Below are 16,450 nucleotides of genomic sequence, written 5' to 3' on the forward strand. Positions count from 1 at the left end.
CACGGCCGATGTCACGACATCTGCGGCAGGGCCGCGAGCAGCTCGTCGGTCGTCACGATGGCATGCGCGAAGGTCGGTCCGTTCAGCTCGTGAGCGGCGTGCATCATCTCCGTGCTGAACGCCGCGGTCGCGTCGCGCACGAGCGTGACGTGATAGCCCAGCTCCATCGCGAAACGACTGGTCGACTCGATGCAGGTGTTCGCGAGTACGCCGATCGCGACCACGTGCGTGATGCCGTGCTGCTTGAGCTGGAAGTCCAGATCCGTGTTGGCGAACCCGCTCTGCGCCCAGTGCTCCTTGATCACCACGTCGCCCGGCTGAGGCGCGAGGTCCGGGTGCCACTCACCACCCCACTCACCACGGGCGAAGGTGTGCCGTTTCCGGATCGCCTGCTGCGTCGGGTTCGGGTGGTCCCAGTCGTCGTAGTCACCCGGCTCCCACCTGCGGTGCGGCACGACGAACGTCACCACACCGGAGGCGCGCGCCGCCGCGGTGACAGCGCGGAGGTTGTCGAGCAGCCCCACCTGGGTGGCGACCGACCGCAGGGCCTCCCACAGCTTCCCGCCCTCGGAAAGGAAGTCGTTGTAGGGATCCACGAGCAATAAGGCCGTTCTGGACACCTCGTACCGATCGTCGATCATGATCTTCTCCCGTCGAGAGATCCGGCGTTGTCCCAGTGGGGCACGGGCTACGTTGCGATCCCGGAGTCAGCTGACCGCGATCGAACCCTTCGTCCTACTCTTGTTGAATGGAGGCCGAAGAGAACGAGCCGTCATGCTCGATCGAGCGCAGTCTCGAGATCCTCGGTGAGAGATGGACGTTCCTCATTCTGCGCAGCGCCTTCTTGGGCACCACCCGATTCGCCGACTTCCGCAGCGCCCTCGGCATCGCGCCCAACCTGCTGAGCGCCCGCCTCCGCACCCTCGTGGCCGCCGGCATCCTCGAGCCGCAGCAGTACCAGGAGCCCGGCAGCCGCACCCGCGTCGGCTACCACCTCACCGACTCCGGCAGGCAGCTGCGGCTGATCCTGGCCGCACTGCAGCAATGGGGGGACGAGTACCGGCCGCGCCCGGCCGGACCGTCCACCATCCGGCGTTCACGCAGCACCGGCCGCCCCGTGCACATCGCCGTCGTCGACGACACCGGCGCCGAGATCCCCCTCGAGGACCTGGCGATGCTGCCCACCGCCCCGCGCGACGAATCCCGGGACGGCTGAGGAGAAGCAGCTACGGGATCACAGGAAGTTGTTCGGCCAGATCATCGTGCGCCACATGTGCGCCACCGGCGACCCGTCGAAACCGAGCCCTTCCTCGGGCTGACGGAAGTTTCGGCCGATGATGTCCTCGAACTCCTCGAACTGCACCTGCGCCCCGGGATCGAACGAATAGATGTCGTTGATCGTGATCAGCCGGGAGGTCATGTACCAGCGGTGCTTGCGCGCTTCCTCGTGTTCCTGGTGGATGTACGCCGGAGGGTCGTAGTCGGCGCCGAAGTACGCGATGTACGCCTCGGGGTAGGAGTAGCCGACGGACTCGTCCGCGAAGTAGCGCAGCGCCTCGTGCTTCTCGACCGCCCAGGCCACCTCCTCGTCGACGTACGGCGCGATCAACTGCGCTCCCCAGTGCCCGTGGTGGCTGGAGATCAGCCCGGCGATGGCGATGTCGTGCAGGAGACAGGCCATCACGACCTTCTCGTCGAGGCCGCGCTCCTTGGCGATCTTGGCGCTCTGCAGCATGTGCGAGACGGAGAAGCCGTCGAACCGCAGCCGGTAGTAGTCGAGCAGTGTCGGCCGCTCCGGCATCCGCGGCAGCTCCGGGTTGTCGCCCATCATGAACACCGTGTTGGGCTTGCCGAGCTCGGCTCGCAGGGCCGCCTTGGCACCGTGCGCGGGAGTGCCGATGGTCGCGGCGCTCGGCGGGGCGATCACCCGCCGGCGACCGCCCACCGCGTCGTCGAGCGGCTCGCGCACCCAGCTCATCGAGCCGAGGCTCCGCACAGCGCCCGGGAGCTCCTGCGGGGACACCTCGACGGAGGGGACGGGTTCGGACATCTCATCGACGGACATGGCGACTCCTCTGCGATCGACTCACGCACGTCATCCGGAGGTGCTCACGTCGAGTCGGCTCCGTTGCCCCACCGGCCGCGGTGCCCGATTTCCCTCGACGTCCGGCCCATCGGCCGGCTGTCACCGTGACGGCCGGGCGACGGCGAGATCACCTTTCGTCGTACCACCCGTGGCCGTGATCGGCCAGTACGACGGTGGGGCCCGTGTCGCGGTTCACCCCGAACGGGCGGGCCGGCGACCGCCCCGCGACCGACCCTCGGCTACCCGGCGCGCCGTGTCGTGCGGCGGATGTCTCATCTCTCCTCGTACCAACGAGCAGCTCCGAATCGGACGCCCGCCGCTGCGGTCACTCTCCCCCGGGCCGACGGATTCGATCCGATCTGTTCCGAATATCCCGAAACGAAATCCCATGACGCTCTCCGATCGAGCTCGCGTCCGTGGGCCTCGACACACGATGCCCAGGGCGCCCCCTGCCCGTGGACAGTTGAGGCCGACACCGCTGCGCACGACGGGAGGTGCTGGTGCATCACGTTCGTTGCCCGGCCCTCGTCGGGCGGCACGCGGAGCTCGCCGTGCTCGTCGAGCTGCTCGGCGCGGCACGCCGCGGCGCCGGCACCGTCGTGTTCCTCAGCGGGGACCCGGGAATCGGCAAGTCCCGGATGGCTCGTGAGGTGTTCGCGCTCGCCGGCACGACCGGGCTGCCGGCAGTGGTCGGACGGGCTGTGCCGGGGGCGAGCTCGGCGCCGTTGCGTCCGTTGGTCGAGGCCACGCTGGCCCTCGCCCGCCGCCACGGGCTACCCGACCGCAGCGAGCTCGGGCCGTACGCCGCCGTGCTGGGGCCGTTGGTGCCCGAATGGGCCACCGGTGCGCCGACGACGTCGGGGCCGGTGCTCGCCGAAGGGCTGTTGCGGCTGCTCCGGCTCGTCGCGCCACGGGGCTGCGTGGTCGTCCTCGAGGACCTGCACTGGGCCGACCCGGAGACGCTCGCCCTGCTGGAGTACCTCGGCGACCACATCGCCGACACCGGTGTGCTGCTGCTCGCCACGCTGCGCAGCGGCGAGGGCGACCAGGCGTGGGCCGTGTCCGACGCGCTGGCGGCCCGCGGGAGCGCGCTGCCGCTGCCGCTCACCGCACTCGACGACGCCGGAGTCGCCGAGATGGTCCGGGCCTGCGGTCTCGACCCCGCGGCCGCCGCGCCGGTCACGGCCCAGGCCGACGGCGTGCCGCTGATGGTCGAAGAACTGCTCGGCGACTACGACTCCACGATTACGTGCGGCAGCACGACGGTGCCCCGCTCGCTCGCCGATTCGGTCCGGCGGCGGGTGGCCGGCCTGGGCCAGGTGGACGGCAGCGTGCTCGCCGCCGCGGCACTGCTCGGCCGCCGGTTCGACTGGCGGCTCGTCGCCGAGGCGCTGGAGCTCGACGCGACCACGATGACGGCGGCCCTGGCCTCGGCGACCGGTGCCGGGCTGCTGGAGCCCGACGGCGCCGGGTACCGCTTCCGCCACGCGCTCACGCGGGACGCGGTGCTCGCCGGGCTCTCCGGCCCGCTGCAGGCAGAGATGGCCGCCGCGCTGGGCCGTGTGCTGCGCCGTCGCTCCCCGGAGCTGCCCGGGGAGGCCGCTCTGCTGGCGGCCGATCTCGCCGAGCTGGCCGGCGACCCGTCCGCCGCCGACCTCCTGGCCTGCGCCGGCGCCCGCGCCGCCCGCGACGGAGCGCTGGACTCCGCCGGCCGGTTGCTGACCCGTGGCCTCGCCCTCGCCCGCCCGGCGGCCACCCGCGTCGCGCTCGCCGACTCGTTGGCCGACGTTCGGTGCCGGGCCGGCGACCCCGACGCGGCCGCGGCCGCCACCGCGGAACTGATGGCGGAACTGCGCTCGGCGCCCGACGAGACCGTGCGCCGCCGCGCCCATCTCCGGCTGGCCCGGGCGGCGGCCGAGGCGGGCCGGTGGGAGCTCGCCGAGGTACAGCTCGCGGCCGCCGCCGTGCCCACCCCGCACTGCCCGACCGAGCACGGCCTGACCGAGCACGGCCCGGTTCGGCACGAGTCCGACGCCCCCGAGGCCGACCTGGTTCGCGCGCTCGTGCTGCTCGGCCGCAACGCCCGCGCCGCGGCGGCCGCCCTCGCGTCCGGCGTCGTCGATCCGGCGCTTGCCGCGGGCAGGCCCGACGTCGCGTGCGAGGCACTCCAGGTGGTGGGCCGGGCCGAGCGCACGGCCGACCCGGACGAGGCGCTGGCCGCCTTCGAGAAGGCCCACGCGATCGCGGTGGCACACGACCTGCCGCTCGGCGTGCTGTCGGCGCTGCACGAGCTGGGCACGATCGATCTCTTCCGCACCGGGCGGCGTGACCGGCTCGAGGCCGCCCGCGCCGCCGCGGTCGCGGCCGGGGCCGCGCGGCTGGTGGTGGTGCTCGACCTGGATCTGGGTGCCTCGCACCTCATGAACGGTGATCCCGACGCCGCCCGCGCCGCGGCAGCGTCGGCCCGCGACGGTGCTGCCGCGCTCGGCCTCGACCAGATCCACGTGATCGCGCTCGGGATGGTGCCCTGTGCCGCCGCGCTACGGGCCGATCGGGTCGGCGTCGAACGCGATATCGCCGCCATCCCGGCCGGAGCGCTGGATGCCGACGCCGACGCGGAGGCCGGGATCTGGGGCTTCGCCCGCGGGGTCTGCTCGCTGCTCGCGGAGGACCGGGCGGCGGCCGTCCGTGAGCTGGAGACGGCGTTCACGCTCACCGCCGATGCGGCGGAGGTCCGGCCGTTGATGTGGTGGGGGTGCTGGGCGCTGCTGCGCGCCGTCGAGGGCCGCGACGCGGAAGCGGCGATCGAGGCGCTGCGCACCAGCCCGGCCGTGGTGAACCGGCACAACGCCGCGTTCGCCGACCTCGCCGAGGCGGTGCTGGCCGGTCGCCGCGGCCACGGCGAGCAGGCCGCCGCCGTCGTCAGCTCCTTCGGCCCGCGGGAGCTGCCCTGGCCGTGGTTGCGCCATCTCGCGCGGCGGCTGGTCGCGGAAGCCGCGCTGGCGGACGGGTGGGGTGACCCGCTGAGCTGGGCGGCCGAGGCCGGCGAGTTCTTCGACCGATTCGACACTTCGGCGATCGCCGACGCCTGCCGCGCGCTCGCCGCCTCGCCGCGAGCCGGAAACCCCCCGGTCCCGGTCTGGCTACGACAGCGCGGCGTGACCCCACGCGAGGCCGAGGTCCTCGACCTGCTGGGCGCGGGGCTGACCACCACGCGTGAACTGGCGAGCAAGCTGGTGATCTCCCCTCGCACGGTGGAGAAGCACGTCGAAGCGCTGTGCCGGAAGCTCGACGTGCGGGCGCGCGGCCAGCTCGTCGCGCTCGCGGCTCGCCGGGCGGGCGACGGCGCGCCGGTCCGGGCGGCGCGATGACAGCGACCCGGCCGGAAATCAGCTGTAGACGGTGAACGGCGGGTAGGTGCCGGTGAGGAAGTGCGCGCCCACCTCGCGCTGCTTGTAGACGACGGGGTCGTGCAGCATGTGGGTGCGAGCGTTGCGCCAGAACCGGTCGAGCCCCACCGCGTTGCTGGTGGCCCGCGCACCTGTCACCTCGAAGATCTTCGACGTCACCTCCAGCACGGTCTCGATGGCCACCACCTTCAGCGCCGAGGTGTGCACGGCCAGCTCGCCGCGCGCGTCCCAGGTGAGGTCACTCCCGGCGGCGTTCACCCGGGCCACGTGCGCACCCACGTCGTCGGCCAGCGCCTCGACCGCCCGCACCGCCGCCACGAGCCGCCCGTACGTGGCGAGCACGTACGGATCCGCTGTGGCCGACTCGACGCCCGAGAGCAGGAAGGGCCGTGACACCGTGCGCGTGTACTCCCCCGCCGTCCGCAACGCCCCCTGAGCGATGCCCAGGTACATCTCGCTGTGCACGGCCTGGCTGACGGGAGCGATCAGCGAGCCCTGCGGCGTCGCGCGCGCCGGGTCCAGCGTGCCGAGCACCTGTTCGGGGGTGATCGCGACGTCGGTGAACGTGATGCTGCCACTTGCCGAGAGTCGCTGGCCCAGATTGTCCCAGTCGCCGCCCGGAGCGACCCCGTCTGCCGTGCGCTCCACGATGACGAGCAACGGCGATCCCGTTCCGGATTCGGCGACGGCCACCACGGACACGTCCGCCACCGAGAAGCCGGTGGCGAAGTTCTTCCGCCCGGAAATCCGGAAACCGGGGCTGTCCTCGACGAGCGTGATGGCCGGTGCGTACACGTCGACCGCGTCGCCCCACACCCACTGATGCTCCGCGGATCGCGCGCCCCACAGGGCCAACGCATCCGAGTTGTGCAACCAGGTCATCAGATCCTGGTTCATGTAGTGATAGCCGATGAGCTGGCCGATCGAGCCGTCCGCGGCGGAGATCTCGCGCACCACGCGCAGCGCGGTGTCCCAGCCGAGGCCCGACCCGCCGACCTCGCGCGGGAGCAGGATGGCGGGGAGGGCGGCGTCACGCAGGAGTTGCACCTCGGCGTGCGGCTCGGCGTTCGCCCTGTCCCGCTCCACGGCGTCCTTCGCCAAGGTGGCGGCGACCGCGCGGGCCGCCTCGATCGCCTGCTGGGCAGTCAGGGTCGTCATGCGGTGAACAATCGCCCGGATCGGACCACGTCACATCGGGACTCTCCCCCATCCCCCGGCCGTCCTACGTAGGCGCCGTACGTAGGACGGCCGTCCGTCCCGGTCGTCAGCGGGGTCCGCTGCCCGCGGGGAACACGGCGTCGACCTCCACCTCCACCAGCCAGCCCGCCACGGGAAGGCTCTGCACTTCGAGCGCGAAACGGCTCGGCCGCGCCTGGTTGCGGACCAGCGGTGCGGCAGGGGCCGCGCTGCCCAGCGGCACCAGCTCGGTGTCGCCGCTGGAGAGGTTGGTGTTGGCGAAGAACTGCCGGTAGGCGCGGTTCCAGCCGGCGTAGTCGGCACGGTCGGAGCCGGGGGCGTTGTCGAGGAAGACGCGCATCGTCGTGACGTTCTCGAGGGTCAGGCCCTGCGCCTCGAGGTTCTCGCGGATGTTGCGCAGCACGTTCATCCCCTGGGCCTCGGTGATCGTGACCCCGGTGGGGAGCACGCCCCCGGCGAACTGGTCGGTGTCGATGAACGACTCGGGGGTCCCCTCGGCGGCCGCGGCGTTCATCTGCTTCGGCCCGAGCCCGCTGGTCTTGTAGAGCGCGGCGCCCGCACCGAGCGCCACGCCCTGGGCGATCATGGGGTTGTCCTGCCCTGGCTCCAGCACCGCCTGGGACACGACGGCGGGAGGGGCGGGCGCGGCCGCGGACGTACCGGTCGAGCATCCGGCCGCGGCGAGCGCCAGCACGGCCGCTCCCGTCGCTAGTGCCCGCCGGTGCGGCGTTCCCTGGTGTGGCGGTGTCGGCATCGGGTGCTCCAGTCGGTGCTGAGGTGGCTGGGTGGTGGGGGTCTCGGTGGTCGCTGTCCGGGTGATCGCTGTCCGGGTGATCGCTGTCCGGGTGATCGCTGTCCGGGTGATCGACGGCAGGCTCATCAGCTCGGTCCCGCGACACGGCTGTGCAGAGCGGCGACGACGGACCGGGCCGAGGTGAACGCCCCGTGCTGCCACGCGATCGCGTTCGAGAGGTGGTCGCCGGCGAAGTAGATCTTGTCCACGGGCTGCAGGAGCAGCTTGTACTCGGGACTCGTGGAGTCCCACGACGCCCACGCCGACTCGGAGTACCGGGTGCGCCGCCAGCTCCCGGAGAACGACGAGGTGACGTCCTTCTTGTACTTGTCGCCGTGGATCTCGGCGCCTTCCGCCAGTGCCTTGGCCAGACGCTGGCGGTGGGTGAGCGACTCGAAGGCCTGGTGGCGTTTGCCGGTGTTGTAGTAGCCGACCACCACGCCCCGGTCGGAATGGAAGTGGTCGTAGGGGAACATGATCTGCGCGATGTCCTTGTCGGTGTTGCTCGCGCCGCCGTAGATGCGCTCGTCGGTCTCCCACCAGCGCCTCGAGTACTCGATGCCGAGCTTTCCCGACGAGGTCACCTTGGCTGCCTTGAGCGCCGCCAGCACGTCGGCGGGGAGGTTGTTGCCCAGCCGGCCGATGAGGTGCGGCGGGATCGTGCACACGACGTAGTCGGTGGTGATCGACTGCGCCCGGCCGCCCGCGGTGTACTCGACGGTGACGCCCTCGGGGACGTTGCGCATCGCCGTGACGACGGAGCCGAACTTCACGCGGTCGCCGAGGCGGTCCTGGAATGCGTAGTAGATGCGGTCCATCCCGCCGATCGGGGTGAACATCATCGTGGCCTGGTCGTACTCGAAGTCGAACGCGAAGTTGCGCCCGATCCCGCTGCGGATGACGTCCGACATGCTGTGCGGTGGTGCCAAGCGCGTGCCGTAGTCGGTGCCGGCACCCGGCTCCGAGGTGTACCCGCGCCGGGTCGAGCCGAGATAGCGCCCGTCGCTGCTGAGGTCGCCGAAGTCGGTCAGGAACTCCGCGAGGGCGTGCTTGTCGTCGGCCGAGAGCACGTCGTCGAGGGCACCGCGAGAGGCGGCCTTCTGCAGCAGTTCGGAGACGTAGCCGTAGGTATCGGCCTTGGCCGCCCGGTAGGTCATCGAGGTCTTCGACAGCGGTGTGTCGCTGGCGTAGTTGACCACGGTGTTCGCGTTCTGGTTGCCGAACGGCTGGATCTGGACGCCGAGTTCCCTGCAGTAGTCGAGCGTCACGTGGCTCTGCGGGATGCGGGTGGCACCCATGTTGAAGAAATGGCCGTCCGAGAACGTGGAGCGCTGCGTCTCCCCGTTCAGGTCCGTCTCCTCGGTGCCGGCCCGGATCGACCACACCCGCCCACCGGGACGCGTCCGCGCCTCCAGGACCGTCACGTCGTAGCCGGCCTTGCCGAGCTCGTAGGCCGCGCACATGCCGGCAGGCCCCGCACCCAGCACGGCAACGGAGTGGTGCCCCGGGGCCTGGCCGACGAGGTCCCCCATCGTGGGAGCCCGGAACGGCACCTCCGCCGCAGCCGGAGCCAGCCCGATCGCGGACATCGCCCCGTACATCACCCCCGCGCCTCCCGTGACGCCGAGTCCCTTCATGAACGATCTCCGCGTTACTGGCACCGCACGCTCCTGCTCCTTCTCGACGACCCGATGAGTGACGGTCACCAAGGCTGGGAGCCGTGTGAGTCGATCGGTGGAACGGCCGCGAACGATCCGGCGTGCACGGAGTGGGAGCGCCCGGCGTGGTTCCCACTCCGGGGGCTCCGTTCGACTCGGGCAGGCAACCTCAGCGCAACATCTCGGCCCTAATTTTCGTCACGATCAGTGGCGAAATGACCTCGGAGGGAACGATGTCGGCGCTGTCGGACGCCATCACCCGGTCGTTCTCCGCCGAGGAGCTCGATCGACCCGCGATGTCGCCGCTGCGTGCCCTCGGACGCAGGCGGCTCTCCGGGGTGGAGGTGCTCGCCCAGTCGGTGGCCACCACCGCGCCCGCGGCGTCGATGGTGGTCCTGCCGATGACGATGCTCAGGAACGCGTCGCCGCTCGTCGGACTCCTGACGATCCTGGGCGCGACGATCCTGATCTCGCTGATCGCCCTGTGCGTCACCCAGTTCACCCGGCGGCAAGCGGCGGCGGGCGGGCTGTACAGCTTCGTGTTCCAGGGCCTCGGCACGCGCGCAGCTCTCACCACCGGCGTCGCCGTGCTGGTCAAGTACCTGGGGAGTGCCACGCTCACGCTGTACAGCGGCAGCGCGGCACTCACCGCCGTGCTCCGCGAGGTCGGGGTCGACGTCGACGGTCCGGTGGCAACGCTCGCCGTGCACGCCGTGGTCGCGGCCGCCGCTTTGGCCGTGCTGGTCCGTGGGGCGCGTTTCGCCGCGCTCGCGATCCTCGCGGTCGAGGCCGGATCCCTACTCTTCATCGTGGCCCTCACCCTGCTGCCTGCCGCAGGGACCGTGCCGCCACCCGCCGAACCCGTGACGGCTCCGCACGGCGTGCTCTACGTCGCCCTCGGCGCGATCTTCGCGCTGGCCGGTTTCGAGAGCGCCACGTTCTTCGGTCCCGAGGCGAAGCGCCCGCTGATCACGATCACGCGCACGGTCCTGCTGACCCCGATGATCTGCGGAGGCCTGTTCGTCTTCGCCGCCTGGGCCGCGTGGACGGGCCGCAGCACCACGATCGTCGACGTCTACCTGCACGGCACGGACTCCGGTGCGCCCACCCTGCTCGTGGTCGCCCTGAACCTCGGGCTGGCCTGCTCGTGGCTCGCGTCGGCAACGGCGTCGTCGCACGCGGCATCCCGGCTCGTCTACACGATGGGCGTCGAACGGCTGCTGCCCCCGTTCTTCACCGCGGTGCACCGCCGGTTCCGCACTCCCTACGCGGCTCTGCTGGCCATCGTGCTGCTCGTCGCCGCGGCGAGCGCCCTGCTCGCGCCCTCCCCGGTGCTCGACACCCTGCGCGATGTCGTGCGGGCGATGGTCGTGGCCGCCTACGTCCTCGTGGCGGTGGCCTCGATCCGGTTCCTGCGCCGGATCCGGGAGCAGACGCGGGGGGTCCTGCTCGCGGCGTTCGCGGCGAGCCTCGCCGGGATCGCGCTCCTGGGCTACCTGCTCGTGGCGCGGATCCTCGACGGGGACATCGCCGGCCCCGCCGTGATCGCCGCCCTGCTGTCCGCAGGCCTGCTCTGGCACCGCCGGCTGCTTCGGCGACGCCCTGGTGATCTCGACCGCGTAGGAGCGTTCGACCACGCGGAGTCCGACGACGTGCTGCCCGGCGCCGGCGTGTTCGCCCCCGACGCCCACGGCAACCCCGTCCTCGTCGCAGGCAGGGCACCACCCGGGCACCGGCATCGCGGCGGCCCTCCGACCGACGCCTCCTGATGGCCGCGGTCACGCACCGGCAGCACGAACCCGGTGGCCACGAGACACGGGCGGCGCAGAAGGCGCTGGTGCTGTTGGAGGCGGTCGCACAGCTCGGCTCGGGTGCCACGGCCAGGGACATCTCGAGCCTCAGCGGGATCCCCCCGGCCACGGCGTACCGGCTGCTGAACCTCCTCGTCGCCGACGGTTTCCTCGTGCGGGTCTCCGACCTCTCCGGCTTCGCGCTCGGCCGGCGGACCCGCGAGCTGGCCGGTGCGGTGGGCGGTGACGCATCGGAGGACTTCCGGGCGGCCCACGCGGTGGTGGAGCAACTGCGGGCCCGCGTGCGGTTCGGCATCTTCGTCGCGTCCTACGCCGGCGACCGCATCCGGCTCGTGGACCGCGACCCCGACCACGAACTGGCCGGGGAGAACGTCATCCGCACGCACCTGCACGCGTCGGCGATCGGGAAGCTGCTGCTCTCCCACCGACCCGAGCTCGGGCTCCCCGCGTCCCTGCGGCCGCTCACCGGGCGCACGATCGTGGAGCCGGACGTGCTGGCCGTCGAGCTCCGCAGGATCCGGGAGTGCGGCGTCGCCCACGAGGTGGACGAGATCAAGGTGGGTCGCTCGGCGCTGGCCGTGCCGCTGCGGGACAACCGGATGACGGTGATCGGGTGCGTCGCCGCGATCGGGAGGACCGGGCGCGTCCGGAGCGACGACGAGGACCTGACCCAGCTCCTGCGCACCTACGCCGATCGCATCGTCGCGGAGATCATGGCGTAGCGCCGCTGCCGGTCGGCCCGCAGTCAGCGCGGACCGGCGGCGTGGGCGTGCACGGCGGCGACGGCGGCACGGGCCGAGGTCAGCGCACCGTGCTGCCACGACAGCGCGTGCGAGAGGTAGTCGCCTGCGAAGTAGATCTTGTCGGCCGGTTGCAGGAGCACGTTGTACTCGGGGCTCTTGGAGCTCCACGACGCCCACGCGGACTCCGAGTAGCGGATGCGCCGCCAGGCGGCCGAGAACGACGGACCCACGTTCTTCGTGTAGCTGTCGCCGTGGATCTCCGCCCCCTCCGCCAGTGCCTTGGTCAGCCGCTGACGGTGGCGGAGCGGCTCGAAGACCTCCTGGCGCTTCCCCGTGCTGTAGTAGGCGACCACGATGCCCCGGTCACCGTGGAAGTGGTCGAAGGGGAACATGATCTCGCGGATGTCCTTGTCGGTGTTGCTCACGCCGCCGTAGATCCGCTGTTCGGTCTCCCACCAGCGCTTCGAGTACTCGATGCCGAGCTTGCCCGACGCCACCGCCTTGGGCGCGCGCAAGGCGGCGAGCACGTTCGGGGGGAGGTTGGTGCGCAACCGCGCCACGAGGTGCGGCGGAAGCGTGCAGACCACGTAGTCGCTGGTGATCGACCGGTCGACGCCGCCGTGGGTGTACTCGACGGTGACGCCCTCCGGCACGTTGCGCATCGCCGTGACGACGGCTCCGAAGCGGACGCGGTTGCCGAGCCTGCGGTGGAACGCATGGTAGATCTGGTCCATCCCGCCGACGGCCGTGTACATCATCATGGCCTGGTCGTTCTCGAGCTCGAACCCGAAGTTGCGCCCGATCCCGCTGCGGACCACGTCGGACAGGGCAGGCGGCGGCGGGAGCCGGGTGCCCTCGTCGGTGCCGGCACCCGGCTGGGACGTGTATCCGCGCCTGCTGGAGCCGACGTAGCGCCCGTCGCTGCTGAGGTCGCCGAAGTCCTTGAGGAACTCCGCGAGAGCCTGCTTGTCGTCGGCGCTCAGCACGTCGTCGAGGGCGCCCCGGGAGGCGGCCTTCTGCAGCAACTCCGAGATGTAGCCATACGTGTCCGCCCGCGCGGCCCGGTAGGTCACCGACGTCTTCGTCAGGGGTGTGTCACTGGTGTAGTTGACCCATGCGTTCGCGTTCTGATTCGGGAATGCCTGGATCGCCACACCGAGCTCCCGGCAATAGTCGAGCGTGACGTGGCCTTGCGGTATCCGGGTGGCGCCCATATTGAGGAAATGTCCCTCGGAGAACGTACTGCGCTGTGTCTCTCCGTCGAGATCTGTTTCCTCCGTACCGCCTCTGATGGACCACACTCGCCCTCCTGGGCGAAAACGCGCCTCCAGCACCGTGACGTCGTATCCCGCCTTGCCCAGCTCGTATGCCGTGCAGAGACCCGCAGGCCCGGCCCCGAGAACGGTGACCGTGTGGTGGCCAGGGCCCTGCCCGACGAGGTCGCCGAGTTCGGGCACCCGGAACGGTTCTTGTGCCGCAGCCGGGGCCAGTCCGATAGCGGACATTGCCCCATACATCATCCCCGCGCCCCCGGTGACTCCGAGGCCCTTCATGAACGATCTGCGCGTCAACGGCACTACGCACTCCTGATCCGATTCGACGAACAACAGTCGCCTATCTTAAATGGAATTCCTGGAATCGAGTAATGATCTTCCTTTGCCCACCACGATTCCGAACCGGTTCCTGAGGGCCGGTGCGCCGATCGGGTCGTTGACGACAGCCACGCTCGGGGGGACACCCGACCCGCTCAGTGTCCGGAACATCTAGTGACGGCGATCACTTACTGCGCCCGGCCCAGGCCGTTACAACGGACTTTCCCACCACGTCGGACAGGCGCCGCCCCACGGGGCAGCGCCATCGAGGGGACCGCCATGTCCACGACGGAAGCGTCCACCACGGAGGCCGAGGCACCGACCGTCCACGTTCTGTGGATCAACGCCGGCCTGAGCTGCGACGGCGACTCGGTCGCTCTGACCGCGGCAACCCAGCCCAGCATCGAGGAGATTGCCCTCGGTGCTCTGCCGGGCCTCCCGAAGATCGCCGTCCACTGGCCGCTCATCGACTTCGACAACGGCCCGGTCGGTGGCAACAACGACTTCATCGAGTGGTTCTTCAAGGCCGAACGGGGCGAGCTCGACCCGTTCGTGCTGGTGGTCGAGGGTTCGATTCCCAACGAGAAGATCAAGCCAGAGGGTTACTGGTGCGGCTTCGGCAACAACCCGGAGACCGGCCAGCCGATGACCACCAGCGAATGGCTGGACCGCCTCGCGCCCAAGGCACTGGTCGTGCTCGCCGTCGGCACGTGCGCCACGTACGGCGGTATCCACGCGATGGCGGGCAACCCGACCGGCGCCATGGGCGTGCGCGACTACCTCGGCTGGAACTTCACGACCCCCGCCGGCATCCCGATCGTCAACGTGCCGGGCTGCCCGATCCAGCCCGACAACCTCTCCGAGACGATCCTCTACCTGCTCTACCAGGCCACCGGCGCGGCGCCGATGATTCCGCTGGACAAGGAAGGGCGCCCCACCTGGCTCTTCGGCCAGACGGTGCACGAGGGCTGCGACCGCGGCGGCTACTACGAGCAGGGCCAGTTCGCCACCGAGTACGGCTCACCGCAATGCCTGGTGAAACTGGGCTGCTGGGGCCCCGTGGTCAAGTGCAACGTCCCCAAGCGGGGCTGGATCAACGGCGTGGGCGGCTGCCCGAACGTGGGCGGGATCTGCATCGGCTGCACGATGCCCGGCTTCCCGGACAAGTTCATGCCCTTCATGGACGCCCCTCCCGGAAGCAGGGTCTCCGGTGCCGCCAGCGGCGCGTACGGAGCGATCATCCGCCGCCTGCGTGGGATCACGGAACGGAAGCTCGACAAGGAACCGAGCTGGCGCAAGAACGGGCGCGAGCTGACCACCGGCTTCACGAAGTCCTGGTAAGGGGAACGCGTCGATGACCACCACACAGGCAAAGCCGTCGGGCACCGGTACGGACAAGACCGGGCTCACCGAGATGGCCTGGGATCCGATCACCCGGATCGTCGGCAGCCTCGGGATCTACACCAAGATCGACTTCTCGCAGAAGCGAGTCGCCGAGTGCCACTCCACCTCGTCGATCTTCCGCGGCTACTCGATCTTCATGAAGGGCAAGGATCCGCGCGACGCCCACTTCATCACCAGCCGGATCTGCGGCATCTGCGGCGACAACCACGCGACCTGTTCCGTCTACAACCAGAACATGGCCTACGGGGTGCGCCCGCCGCATCTGGGCGAGTGGATCATCAACCTCGGCGAGGCCGCCGAGTACATGTTCGACCACAACATCTTCCAGGAGAACCTGGTCGGGGTGGACTACTGCGAGCGGATGGTCGCGGAGACCAACCCGGGTGTGCTCGAGCAGGCCAACCGGACCGAGGCGCCGCACGCCGACGCGCACGGCTACCGCACCATCGGCGACATCATGCGGGCGCTCAACCCGTTCACCGGTGACTTCTACCGCGAGGCGCTGCAGGTCAGCCGGTACACGCGGGAGATGTTCTGCCTGATGGAGGGCCGCCACGTGCACCCCTCCACGCTCTACCCGGGCGGCGTCGGCACGGTGGCCACAGTCCAGCTGTTCACCGACTACTACGCCCGGCTCATGCGGTACGTGGAGTTCATGAAGCGCGTCGTCCCGATGCACGACGACCTCTTCGACTTCATGTACGAGGCGCTGCCCGGCTACGAGGAGGTCGGGCGCCGGCGCGTGCTGCTCGGCTGCTGGGGCGCGTTCAACGACCCGGAGCACTGCGACTTCCAGTACCGGACGATGACCGGCTGGGGCCGCAAGATGTTCGTGACGCCCGGCATCGTCGTCGACGGCAACCTCATCACCAACGACCTGGTCGAGATCAACCTGGGAATCCGCATCCTGCTCGGTAGCTCGTTCTACCGGGACTGGGAGGACCAGGAGATGTTCGCGACGCAGGACCCGCTGGGCAACCCGGTCGATCGCAGGCACCCGTGGAACCAGCACACGATCCCCGCGCCGCAGAAGCGCGACTTCGACGACAAGTACAGCTGGACGATGTCGCCGCGCTGGTTCGACGGCAAGGACCACCTCGCCCTCGACACCGGCGGCGGCCCGCTCGCCCGGCTGTGGACCACGGCCCTGGGCGGCCTGGTCGACATCGGGTTCGTCAAGGCCACGGGCAACAGCGTGCAGATCAACCTGCCGCGCACCGCGCTCAAGCCGGAGGTCGGCTTCGAGTGGCGGATCCCGCACGACAAGCAGGGCAGGCCGCTGTCGAACGCGATCGAGCGCAACCGCGCCCGCACCTACTTCCAGGCCTACGCGGCCGCCTGCGCCCTGCACTTCATCGAGAAGGCACTCGACGAGGTGCGCGGGCACACCAAGACCTGGGAGAAGTTCGTGGTGCCGGACGAGGCCATCAGCGTCGGGTTCACCGAGGCGGTGCGCGGCGTGCTGTCGCACCACATGGTGATCCGCGGCGGCAAGATCGCGAACTACCACCCGTACCCGCCGACGCCGTGGAACGGCAGCGTGCGCGACACGTTCGGCACGCCCGGCCCGTACGAGGACGCCGTACAGAACACGCCGATCTTCGAGGAGAGTCGCAACGAGGACTTCAAGGGCATCGACATCATGCGGGCGGTCCGCAGCTTCGACCCCTGCCTGCCGTGCGGCGTGCACATGTACAAGGGCGACGGGAAACCGCTGCACCGCATGACGTCGCCGTCGATGCTGAACACGATCTGA

The 16,450-nt window shown here is 70.4% G+C and carries 12 protein-coding genes; 6 read left to right on the forward strand and 6 right to left on the reverse strand.

Annotated features, from left to right (window positions below; all coding sequences use genetic code 11):
* Window positions 1–11 precede the first annotated feature (11 nt).
* A complete protein-coding gene (locus tag ACQPZQ_RS26660) occupies window positions 12–641 on the reverse strand; it encodes an isochorismatase family cysteine hydrolase (RefSeq protein WP_433285064.1) in 630 nt (209 codons plus the stop codon).
* Between the two features lie 107 nt (window positions 642–748).
* Between ACQPZQ_RS26660 and ACQPZQ_RS26665 the strand changes: the two genes are divergently transcribed.
* Complete coding sequence (locus ACQPZQ_RS26665) at window positions 749–1,216, forward strand: winged helix-turn-helix transcriptional regulator (protein WP_433285066.1); 468 nt, start codon at window positions 749–751, stop codon at window positions 1,214–1,216.
* Window positions 1,217–1,234: 18 nt separating this feature from the next.
* Here the strand turns inward: ACQPZQ_RS26665 and ACQPZQ_RS26670 are convergent, their stop codons facing one another.
* A complete protein-coding gene (locus ACQPZQ_RS26670) occupies window positions 1,235–2,065 on the reverse strand; it encodes an HD domain-containing protein (RefSeq protein WP_433285068.1) in 831 nt (276 codons plus the stop codon).
* Window positions 2,066–2,586: 521 nt separating this feature from the next.
* On the opposite strand from ACQPZQ_RS26670, the gene ACQPZQ_RS26675 reads away from it, so the two are divergent.
* Window positions 2,587–5,457 carry an AAA family ATPase gene (locus tag ACQPZQ_RS26675; protein WP_433285069.1) on the forward strand — a complete coding sequence of 957 codons (2,871 nt, stop codon included), beginning with the start codon at window positions 2,587–2,589 and terminating at the stop codon, window positions 5,455–5,457.
* Window positions 5,458–5,475: 18 nt separating this feature from the next.
* On the opposite strand, the gene ACQPZQ_RS26680 is transcribed toward ACQPZQ_RS26675, so the two are convergent.
* From ACQPZQ_RS26680 to ACQPZQ_RS26690, 3 genes are all read right to left on the reverse strand, one after another.
* Complete coding sequence (locus ACQPZQ_RS26680) at window positions 5,476–6,654, reverse strand: acyl-CoA dehydrogenase family protein (protein ID WP_433285071.1); 1,179 nt, start codon at window positions 6,652–6,654, stop codon at window positions 5,476–5,478.
* 106 nt (window positions 6,655–6,760) lie between these two features.
* Window positions 6,761–7,447, reverse strand: a complete 687-nt coding sequence (locus tag ACQPZQ_RS26685; RefSeq protein ID WP_433285073.1) for a Rid family hydrolase — start codon at window positions 7,445–7,447, stop codon at window positions 6,761–6,763.
* Between the two features lie 125 nt (window positions 7,448–7,572).
* On the reverse strand, window positions 7,573–9,192 hold the full coding sequence (locus tag ACQPZQ_RS26690; protein WP_433285075.1) for an FAD-dependent oxidoreductase: 1,620 nt from the start codon (window positions 9,190–9,192) through the stop codon (window positions 7,573–7,575).
* A 167-nt stretch (window positions 9,193–9,359) separates the two neighbouring features.
* On the opposite strand from ACQPZQ_RS26690, the gene ACQPZQ_RS26695 reads away from it, so the two are divergent.
* Both ACQPZQ_RS26695 and ACQPZQ_RS26700 read left to right on the forward strand, forming a co-directional pair.
* Window positions 9,360–10,913 (forward strand): APC family permease, encoded by a 1,554-nt coding sequence (locus ACQPZQ_RS26695; RefSeq protein WP_433285077.1) that lies wholly within the window; start codon window positions 9,360–9,362, stop codon window positions 10,911–10,913.
* Complete coding sequence (locus ACQPZQ_RS26700; protein ID WP_433285078.1) at window positions 10,913–11,677, forward strand: IclR family transcriptional regulator; 765 nt, start codon at window positions 10,913–10,915, stop codon at window positions 11,675–11,677. The genes ACQPZQ_RS26695 and ACQPZQ_RS26700 overlap by 1 nt, the downstream gene beginning before the upstream one ends.
* Window positions 11,678–11,700: 23 nt before the next feature.
* Here the strand turns inward: ACQPZQ_RS26700 and ACQPZQ_RS26705 are convergent, their stop codons facing one another.
* Window positions 11,701–13,203, reverse strand: a complete 1,503-nt coding sequence (locus tag ACQPZQ_RS26705) for a flavin monoamine oxidase family protein (protein WP_433285080.1) — start codon at window positions 13,201–13,203, stop codon at window positions 11,701–11,703.
* Between the two features lie 366 nt (window positions 13,204–13,569).
* On the opposite strand from ACQPZQ_RS26705, the gene ACQPZQ_RS26710 reads away from it, so the two are divergent.
* Both ACQPZQ_RS26710 and ACQPZQ_RS26715 read left to right on the forward strand, forming a co-directional pair.
* Window positions 13,570–14,631: a hydrogenase expression protein HypE gene (locus ACQPZQ_RS26710; protein ID WP_241034399.1), complete on the forward strand. Its 1,062-nt coding sequence runs from the start codon at window positions 13,570–13,572 to the stop codon at window positions 14,629–14,631.
* A gap of 13 nt (window positions 14,632–14,644) precedes the next feature.
* Window positions 14,645–16,450 (forward strand): nickel-dependent hydrogenase large subunit, encoded by a 1,806-nt coding sequence (locus tag ACQPZQ_RS26715; RefSeq protein WP_433285085.1) that lies wholly within the window; start codon window positions 14,645–14,647, stop codon window positions 16,448–16,450.

The organism is Pseudonocardia sp. CA-142604, from assembly GCF_050948475.1.
GTDB classification, from domain to species: domain Bacteria; phylum Actinomycetota; class Actinomycetes; order Mycobacteriales; family Pseudonocardiaceae; genus Pseudonocardia; species Pseudonocardia alaniniphila.